Origin of the sequence: Spirulina subsalsa CS-330 (genome assembly GCF_028330765.1) — a bacterium.
In the GTDB taxonomy this organism is placed as follows: domain Bacteria; phylum Cyanobacteriota; class Cyanobacteriia; order Cyanobacteriales; family Spirulinaceae; genus Spirulina; species Spirulina subsalsa_A.
Window position 1 is genome coordinate 1 of record NZ_JAQMTY010000152.1, and the last position, 8,357, is coordinate 8,357.

9 protein-coding genes and 1 pseudogene are annotated in these 8,357 nt (G+C 54.5%); 4 read left to right on the forward strand and 6 right to left on the reverse strand.

The annotated features are described in order from the left end of the window. Nucleotides 1-620 (reverse strand): DUF3747 domain-containing protein (locus tag PN477_RS10330; protein WP_272147254.1); only part of this gene is annotated, 620 nt, incomplete at its 3' end. 235 nt (nucleotides 621-855) lie between these two features. Between PN477_RS10330 and hpxO the strand changes: the two genes are divergently transcribed. After that, nucleotides 856-2,019: an FAD-dependent urate hydroxylase HpxO gene (gene hpxO / locus PN477_RS10335; protein WP_272119869.1), complete on the forward strand. Its 1,164-nt coding sequence runs from the start codon at nucleotides 856-858 to the stop codon at nucleotides 2,017-2,019. Between the two features lie 6 nt (nucleotides 2,020-2,025). Here hpxO and PN477_RS10340 read toward each other — a convergent pair whose 3' ends face one another. Further along, nucleotides 2,026-2,733 carry an SIMPL domain-containing protein gene (locus tag PN477_RS10340; RefSeq protein ID WP_272119871.1) on the reverse strand — a complete coding sequence of 236 codons (708 nt, stop codon included), beginning with the start codon at nucleotides 2,731-2,733 and terminating at the stop codon, nucleotides 2,026-2,028. A 912-nt stretch (nucleotides 2,734-3,645) separates the two neighbouring features. Here PN477_RS10340 and PN477_RS20875 point away from each other — a divergent pair. From PN477_RS20875 to grxD, 3 genes and pseudogenes are all read left to right on the forward strand, one after another. Further along, a pseudogene (locus PN477_RS20875) lies at nucleotides 3,646-4,023 on the forward strand (hypothetical protein); the annotation flags it as partial. 73 nt (nucleotides 4,024-4,096) lie between these two features. Then, nucleotides 4,097-4,351 carry a BolA family protein gene (locus PN477_RS10350; RefSeq protein WP_072619778.1) on the forward strand — a complete coding sequence of 85 codons (255 nt, stop codon included), beginning with the start codon at nucleotides 4,097-4,099 and terminating at the stop codon, nucleotides 4,349-4,351. 105 nt (nucleotides 4,352-4,456) lie between these two features. Continuing rightward, entirely contained in the window at nucleotides 4,457-4,780 is a 324-nt protein-coding gene (grxD, locus tag PN477_RS10355) for a Grx4 family monothiol glutaredoxin (RefSeq protein ID WP_272119876.1), read from the forward strand. A 353-nt stretch (nucleotides 4,781-5,133) separates the two neighbouring features. Here the strand turns inward: grxD and PN477_RS10360 are convergent, their stop codons facing one another. The 4 genes from PN477_RS10360 to PN477_RS10375 form a co-directional block, all read right to left on the reverse strand. Next, nucleotides 5,134-5,388: a DUF6761 family protein gene (locus PN477_RS10360; RefSeq protein WP_072619776.1), complete on the reverse strand. Its 255-nt coding sequence runs from the start codon at nucleotides 5,386-5,388 to the stop codon at nucleotides 5,134-5,136. A 245-nt stretch (nucleotides 5,389-5,633) separates the two neighbouring features. Then, entirely contained in the window at nucleotides 5,634-6,389 is a 756-nt protein-coding gene (gene ftsE / locus PN477_RS10365) for a cell division ATP-binding protein FtsE (RefSeq protein WP_272119879.1), read from the reverse strand. 8 nt (nucleotides 6,390-6,397) lie between these two features. After that, nucleotides 6,398-7,114 carry a WecB/TagA/CpsF family glycosyltransferase gene (locus PN477_RS10370; RefSeq protein WP_272119880.1) on the reverse strand — a complete coding sequence of 239 codons (717 nt, stop codon included), beginning with the start codon at nucleotides 7,112-7,114 and terminating at the stop codon, nucleotides 6,398-6,400. 111 nt (nucleotides 7,115-7,225) lie between these two features. Then, nucleotides 7,226-8,179, reverse strand: coding sequence for a glycosyltransferase family 2 protein (locus PN477_RS10375; RefSeq protein ID WP_272147258.1), 954 nt, complete (start codon nucleotides 8,177-8,179; stop codon nucleotides 7,226-7,228). Nucleotides 8,180-8,357: the final 178 nt, after the last annotated feature.

Genomic DNA, 8,357 nt, shown 5'->3' on the forward strand with positions numbered 1-8,357 from the left:
GGGGTTGGGGTTGGGGTTGGCGTGGGCGTGGGCGTTGGCGTGGGGGTTGGGGGGGTGGTGACGGTTCCGTCGTTGGTGAAGTAAAGATGCCCTAAGACTTTGCCTTCATAGGTGCGACGGGTGAAACGCCAACCGGGTTGCAGGTACAGTTTATGATTTTGACCCGCACTCACGCCGCCCGTCCGAGCGATGAGAATTTCTTGCAAACCGGCGCGGCTACCGATGCGGGGCGTGCCCAGCAACATCAATTCACCATTGCGCTCAATAATGCGGAGTAAATACTCTAGGGCGAAGTCTTCGCCGTTAATGCGGATCGAGTAGCCGTTACTGTCGGAGGAGCGTTTACAACTGCCGCTAAAGTCGAAGGTTGTCCAGAGGGGATTAATGATCGTGGGGTTTGTCCCTGTTTCGCCCCAGCATTGGGTGCGGTTGGGGATTTGTTCCATGACAATCAAGCTGTATTGATTGCCTCCGAAGGGAGTGGCGATCGCAGCAAAGGCATTGGGGTCGGTTACTTCCTGTTGGCCAAAGAGCGCAGCGCGAGCGGAATACACTCCTAATGTGAGCGTGAGGGCAGCCGTTGTGAAGGCTACAAATTTAAGCGGTCGTATTAACGTCATACCAATTCTCCTGTAACTTGCCGCTGTGGCAATGGCAATCAGATTGTCCTACATTTTCCGGGGGCTAGTCTGAAGAAGTTTAGGAATGTTATGGAGTTCCCGCCGGTTCGGTTTTTGGGGGTGGGGTTGTATCACGGCACGCTGTTCGGATGGCCTGGGTGTCGCTATAGTGAGAAGCGATCGCACGCCCTTGTTGTGATTCACGTCTCTCCATTCATCATCGGTTTGAAATTCTATGTATCATCTCAACGTTGTCATCATCGGCGCTGGTATTGGCGGACTCACCACAGGCATCGCCTTTCAGCAAGCAGGCTACACCGTGAAGGTGTTTGAACGCACCCGCGAACTGCGCCCGGCTGGGGCGGGGATTTCCCTGTGGTCGAATGGGGTCAAAGTGCTCAATCGTTTGGGGTTGGGGGAAAAATTAGCCGCCATCGGGGGACAAATGGACTGGATGGAATACCGCAGCCATACCGATGAATTGCTCAATGAAATTGATCTGCGCCCGATGATTCAACAGGTGGGACAACGCCCCTACCCCGTCTCGCGCACCGATTTGCAGCAGATGCTCCTCGATGCCTTGGGCCCGGAACAGGTGGAGTTGGGGGTGCAATGTGTGGGGGTGGAAGAGACGGAAACAGAAGCGATCGCCATTCTCAACGATGGGCGGCGGGTCAGTGCGGATGTGATCATTGGGGCCGATGGGGTGCGGTCTACGGTGCGGGACTATGTGATCGGCAAAAGCGTCGGGCCACGGTATGCCGACTATGTGAACTGGAACGGGATTGTGCCGATGAGTGACGATCTCCCCCCTGGCAATAGTTGGGTGATCTATGTGGGCGAGGGAAAACGGGCCTCGATGATGCCCATCGGGGGCGATCGCTTCTACTTTTTCTTTGGGGCCCCCATGCCCGCCGGGACGACGGTTGAACCGAGCGATCGCCGCGAGGAACTGGCCCAACTGTTCCAAGGCTGGGCCCAACCCGTCCAAAACCTGATCAAACACCTCGACCCCCTCCAAACCAATCGCTTAGAAATTGGCGACCTCGAACCCCTCGATCGCTTAGTACGGGGTCGCGTTGCCCTCGTGGGCGATTCCGGCCACGCCACCACCCCCACCCTGGGGCAAGGAGGCTGTCAGGCCCTCGAAGATGTGGAAATTCTCACCCGCTACCTCCTCACCACAACGATCAGCGTGCCCGATGCCCTGCAACGGTACGCAGAGGCTCGCAAGGATCGCACCCGTGACCTCGTCCTCAAAGCCCGCAAGCGCACCAACGTGATCTACGCGAAAGATCCCGACCAAACCGAAGCCTGGTATCAACAACTAAAGCAGGAAATTCCCAGCGATGTCACCGATGCGATCGCTAAAATCATCCTCGCGGGCCCCTTCGGCTAACGAGACTTAATAGCGAATTTCCAGCGTCACCGTGGCCGATACCGTCTGATCGCCACCCACCAAGGTATCCGCCGCCTCAAACTGGATCGCATTACTCCGCATCGGGCTAACGTAGCCCGAACTGTGGATCTCAATGCTGACAATTTCCTCCTCCTGCAAGCCGAGGGAGGCGAGGACAATCCGGGCCTCTGAGCGAGCATTGGCGGTGGCTTGGCGTAGGGCATCGGCTTTGGCCGCATCCAAAACGGTATCCGTGGCCATAAATTCCACCCCATCAATGCGGCTCACCCCACTGGATACCGCTCGGTCAATCACCGTACCGGCCTCCTCCGTGGCGATCTGGAAGGCGACACTATTCGACCCCACATAGCCCACGAGACGGTTTTCATTGAGACCCTCACGGCGTTCGTAGCGGGGCTGGAGGCTGACCCCCGTGGTTTGGAGACGATCCACCCCTTGCGATCGCAACAACTCAATCACCTGGGCCGTGCGCTGGGCCACATCGCGCTGCACCGCCGCCGCATCACTTCCCTGCACCTCCACCGCCAACCGTACCCGCGTAATCGTGGTGGGGACTCGCTCAATCCCTGTGCCCGTCACCGTCAGCAGGCGCGATCGGATCTCATCGGCAAAACTGGGGAGCGGCACAGCCAAACTCAACACCGCACAGGACAACATCAGGGGGGCAATTCGTTTTAACATCAATCGTTTCATAGGTTTCACTGATGACCATTTCAAGGTGTAAAAGTAGAGCAAGGTCGCAGCCACAACGGCATCGCCTGCCTTACTCTTCCGTTATAGGAGAGATTCGCCCTCGCCACGGACTCGCTACCAAAATTGAAACGACCCCGCCCCGTGGGGACAATCTATGCTAGAGGCTCCAGCCGGTTGAGGCGATCGGCTGACGGTAACGGTTGAGCCGGGGCGGATATTTTGCGGTTTGGATTGCTTGTCCCTTCGCTTTTTTTTTAGATTATTGCCCTAAACAAGTTATGGTAGTTAGCGAGTTCATGTCAAGTAATATTTAGTTACGGGTTTGAGGGCTTCATGGTAATTAGGCACATCATTCGTCGCTTCGCAATGGCTAGTTTGACAACAATGGCCGTCTTGCTTCCCCTGGGTGTGCAAGCCCAAACACCGACAGAAGAATTTGAGTTAGATCCCTTCGGGCCAGACACGCAACGAGTCCTAGAACAGGACAATAGTATTTTGAGCATGGCGGGAGGACGGCGTTTACTGTCCGAAGGGCAAGCGGCGGCATCCCAAGGTAATTACGATCGCGCAACGCAACAGTTTCAAGATGCGCGTCAGGTGTTCAATCAACTCTCTAACTTTTATCAGCAATTGTCCTCCTCCTTTGCCGGGATTAACAGTCGCCGGGCGGAGCAGCAACGCCGGCAAGCCCTCGAAACGGCCCAGCTACGCGACCAAGCCACCTATGAATTGGCAATGGCCCACCAGTCCCAAGGCCGGACGGATTTAGCCGTTCCCCTGCTAATTCAGATTATTCGATCGCAGAATCCGACCACGACCCTAGGCCGCCAAGCCCATCGGGATCTGGTGCGGTTTGGCTTCGTTGCTCCCAGTGGGGATTTTGCGGAGTTGGTGCCGGAAGCGGCTCCGGTGCTGTTGAGTTTGGACGGTGGCGAGGCCTTGATGGGAGAGGCGGAACTCGCGGTGAGTAGCGGGAATTATCCCCTCGCAGAAGATAAGCTCAAGCAAAGCCGTCAGGTGTTTAACCAGTTGTCGAATTTTCACCAGCAGTTAGCGAGTACGTTTTCTGGAATTGATGGGGCTGTGGCTCAAGATCAACGGGACAAGGCGCTGCGCACGGCTCAACTGCGCGATCGCTCCACCTATCAGCTTGCCTTGATCCATCGGGCCCAGGGTCAGCCGGAATTGGCTGTGCCGCTGTTGATCCAAATTGTGCGATCGCAGAATCCCACCACCGATTTAGGAGAAAGAGCCTATCAACAGCTTGTGGAACTAGGCTTTGTTCAATAGGCCCACCCTCCAACAAAGAACGTTAAAATCTATCCCACAACCGTATATTAGAAAACACCCTTAGAACCGACCTATGGTGAGCTTAGATCAAGTCAAATCGATGATTCAGGCAACGTTGCCCGATGCAGAAGTGACGGTGGAAGACCTGACCGGCGGTGGTGACCATCTCCAAGCCACTGTGATTTCCACAGCCTTTGAAGGACAATCCCGCGTCAAGCAGCATCAAATGGTGTACGGGGCGCTCCAAGAAGCCCTCGCTTCAGAAGCAATTCACGCCCTCGCCCTCAAAACCTACACCCCCGCCACTTGGGCAACGGTGAACGGTTAACCCAGCAACTCGCTAAAATCCTAAAATGTGCGATCGCTGTGAGCGTCAACACAACAATAGGGCCGTGATCCACAACAGAACACATTAACCACACCGAAAAAAACTATGACACCTGAACTCAAAGAACGTATTGATGGCATCGTTAAGCAAGATAAAGTCGTCGTCTTTATGAAAGGCTCGAAATTAATGCCGCAATGTGGTTTCTCCAACAATGTGGTGCAAATCATCAATACCTGCGGGGTTCCGTTCACCACCGTTGATGTGTTGAGTGATCCCGACATTCGCCAAGGCATTAAAGAATATTCCAATTGGCCCACCATTCCTCAGGTCTATGTCAATGGCGAGTTTGTCGGTGGCTCTGACATTATGATCGAACTCTACCAAAACGGCGAATTGCAACAAATGCTAGAATTTGCCCTTGCGTCTTAAGCCTAAGATGTGATGGTTTTCCATGACTGCAAAAGCGACTGCTGATACACAACTTGCAAATACTGACCTAAGCTGCGTTTGATCCCCCTAAATCCCCCTTAAAAAGGGGGACTTTGAGCGGCTCCCCCTGAGAAAGGGGGACTTTTATCCCCCTAAATCCCCCTGAAAAAGGGGGACTTTGAGCGGCTCCCCCCTTTTTTAAGGGGGGCTGGGGGGGATCGCGAGAGTTTTGGCACTTGAAATCGATTTATGTATGAGCAGTAGCTAAAAAAAAGGGAGCGATCGCCCCCTCTTTTTTAGCATCAATGGTATTGAAATCCGGTGGAATTTGCCCCAGAGGTTAAAACCAGAATTTAATAATAGTCAAGTTCGGTTTCTGTTTGCGGCAAAGCCAGTTCAAAATTAGATGGGTCGCGCAGGAAGCGGGCCACTTCTGCTTCGAGGCGATGAATCAAGTAGGGTTCAAGGGCATTGCTATGGCGCAAACTGGCGATGTATCCATCTAGATACAATTGCATCTCACTGTATCGATTGCCCCGTCGCCAGAGATCAACCAGGCCATCGGTGAGACGTTGATAGTAACGAATTGTGCGAGTGTCGGTCAGCATAATATTCACCGGAATGCAACTAAAAGGAGTGATAACGTGATCTACAGATGAAAGGTCAGGAGTTCCGTTTACACTCTACGAATACAGACGCTCAGGATTATGATTTAGTTTGAATTCAGAGCAAATTTAACGCTAATCATGACTGAGCCTGTTGTAAGGAAATGTTAAATTGAGTTTATTTATCTCCTTAAGGATAGCCTATTCACGGGGGTGAATGTTGCGCTATGTTACAGTTTCACGGTTGTTTAGTGAGGCAGGGGGGCGGCGATCGCATCACTGTGAACCGGGTAGAGCACGCCTTGATGGAGTTCTAGCACCGGTTGCTGAGACTGGAGGGCCATGTGGCGATCGTGAGTGGTGACGATCACGGTGGCTCCGTAGGCGTTGAGGTTTTGCAAGGTGCGCAGGATTTGGGTGGCGTTGTAGGGATCGAGATTACCCGTCGGTTCGTCGGCTAACAACAGCGGCGGCGTGCTGACGATCGCCCGCGCAATACTGACCCGTTGCTGCTCACCCCCCGAAAGTTGATCGGGAAAACTGTCGGCCTTGGCCGCGAGGCCCACCATTTTCAACGTGGGCAGGAGACGGCGGTTAATTTCCTGTTGGCGTTTGCCCTGGGCTTGGAGGACAAAGGCGACATTATCCGCCACGGTGCGATTGGGGATCAATTTGTAGTCTTGAAACACAACCCCAATCCGCCGCCGAAATTTCGCGAGGCGATCGCCGTGGAGACTGCCCACATCAACGCCGTTGACCTGCACTTGGCCGCTGCTGGCCTGTTCTTCGCCGTAGAGCAATTTCAACAGGGTAGATTTACCCGTGCCGGATGTGCCGATGATGAAGAGGAAATCCCCTTGTTTGAGGGTGAGGTTAATCCGTTTTAAACAGCGAATGCCGTTGGGGTATTGTTTGACGACATTGCGCAACTGAACCATGGCCGGCACGGTGGCGGTGGTGGGGTGGCGTTGAAACCAGTGGCTAAACCAAGGGGACGAGGGCATGGGACTGTTCAGGGCAAGAGCGATCGCAGGGCGAAATGCGGCAACACCAGCATCCGCCGCCAGCGCCAGGGTTCTTTATAGAGACGATAGAGCCATTCGAGGTGATGATCCCGCAACCACCGGGGAGCGCGTTGTTTTGTGCCCGCCCAGATGTCGAAACTGCCGCCAACGCCGATCCAGGTGGCTTGGGGACAGCGATCGCGGTGGTCTGCAATCCAATATTCTTGGCGGGGTACACCCAAGCCCACCAGCACTAGGGCAGGGTTGAGGTCGGTTAATTGGTCGGCAAAGGCGGTTTTTTCTGCGTCGGTGAGGTAGCCGTGTTGGGTCTGGATGGTTAAGTGAGGGAAGCGCGATCGCCAGGTTTGCGCCGCCCGTTCTGCCACCCCAGGGGCCGCCCCAAACAGGATAATAGGCTGCGTGTTGCCATCCTGCCCCAACTGTTCAATCAGTTGGGCAGCCAGTTCAATCCCCGGACAGCGTCGCTGTTTTTTCCGCCGTAACCAGAGATAAAAAATCACCCCCGCGCCATCAGGAACAATCAGATCCGCCCGATGGAGGATGGTGGCGAGTTGGGGGGTGCGCTCGGCTAGCATCGCCATTTCTGCGTTGAGGGTGACAATATGCGTTCCTTGGGTACGGCGCGATCGCACCCATTCCCCGTAATCCGGACAAAGATGTAGGGGCAATCCCAACACCGCAACGGTTTCCGGTACAGCAGGCATCTCTCTCGGCTCAGTCATCATGGCAGTCAAGGGGCGCAGTTCCGCAATTCATAAAACTACATTTAGAGTACACCGGGAATCGTCCGGGAGTGCGGTTTAGGTCGGATTGATCTAGGCGGGGCGGAGGACTTCCTTGGTGACATCGCGGGTGGATGCCGTGAGATGGGCCCGGTGATATCGACTCCGCCACAACAGCCGCCATGCCCCCACCGAAGCGATCGCCCAGCCCATCACGGCCAAACCCGGCCGCCATTGCCGCTGCTTAAACGCCACCAAGCCCCAGTGTAAGCGTAGATACGCCGCCACCTGACGAAACGGCGGACAGTGGGCGCGATGCACCGGCGCGATCCGCTCATAGATGCGGTGTTTGATTTCAATGTGCGTGTGGAGGCGATCGCGCAGACTAAACCGATAGTTATAGGCCCCCGGCCACACCGTGCGATAACTCAAACACCGATTAATCAACAGCGCATCCCCATGTTCTGCCACCCGCAACCACGAATCAATATCATCAAAATTCGTATCCAACTCCGAATCCCAACCCCCCGTTTGTAAAAATGCCTGTCGCCGCACTGCCACCTGTACCGGGGTTCCAAAGGGAATCGCCTCGATCAACATTCCGTAGTGAATATCAGCTTGGGGAATCCGGCAGATCTCCCCCGGCCCCGCCATCACGGTTAATGACAGTTGATCTTCCTGTTCGTTCACCTGGGCGGCTTGACAGGAACAAATCACCGCATCAGGACAGAGGGCGATCGCATCCTCTAGCACCGCCACACAGTCGAGGGCTAAATAATCATCATCATCCAGGAACTTCACCCAATCCCCCTGAGCCAATTCCACCCCCCGATTCACACTATAGGAGTGGCCCCGATTTTGCTCATTCCGCAAATAACAAAAACGCACCTCGGTCTGAGCCAACCGCTCACAATAGGCTTCTGTCCCATCGGTTGACCCATCATCCACCACAATCACTTCACAGGCGATCGTTTGCTCTAAAGATGTCCGAATCGCTCGCTTCAACAACGGCAACCGATTATAAGTCGTGATCACAATCGTAAACATGGCACAGTCGAAAACGGCATTTTTCTAGAATAGGCGCAAATTATCTTAAAATGTGCAAAGAAGACTCCCACTATAAAGCGAGTCCGAGTAGAGTTACCGAAGGTAACGGCGGACGTGCCTTTTAGTGGCGAGATGAATTTGCACCAACAAACAAATCGAGCGACAGCGAGTCCTTTAA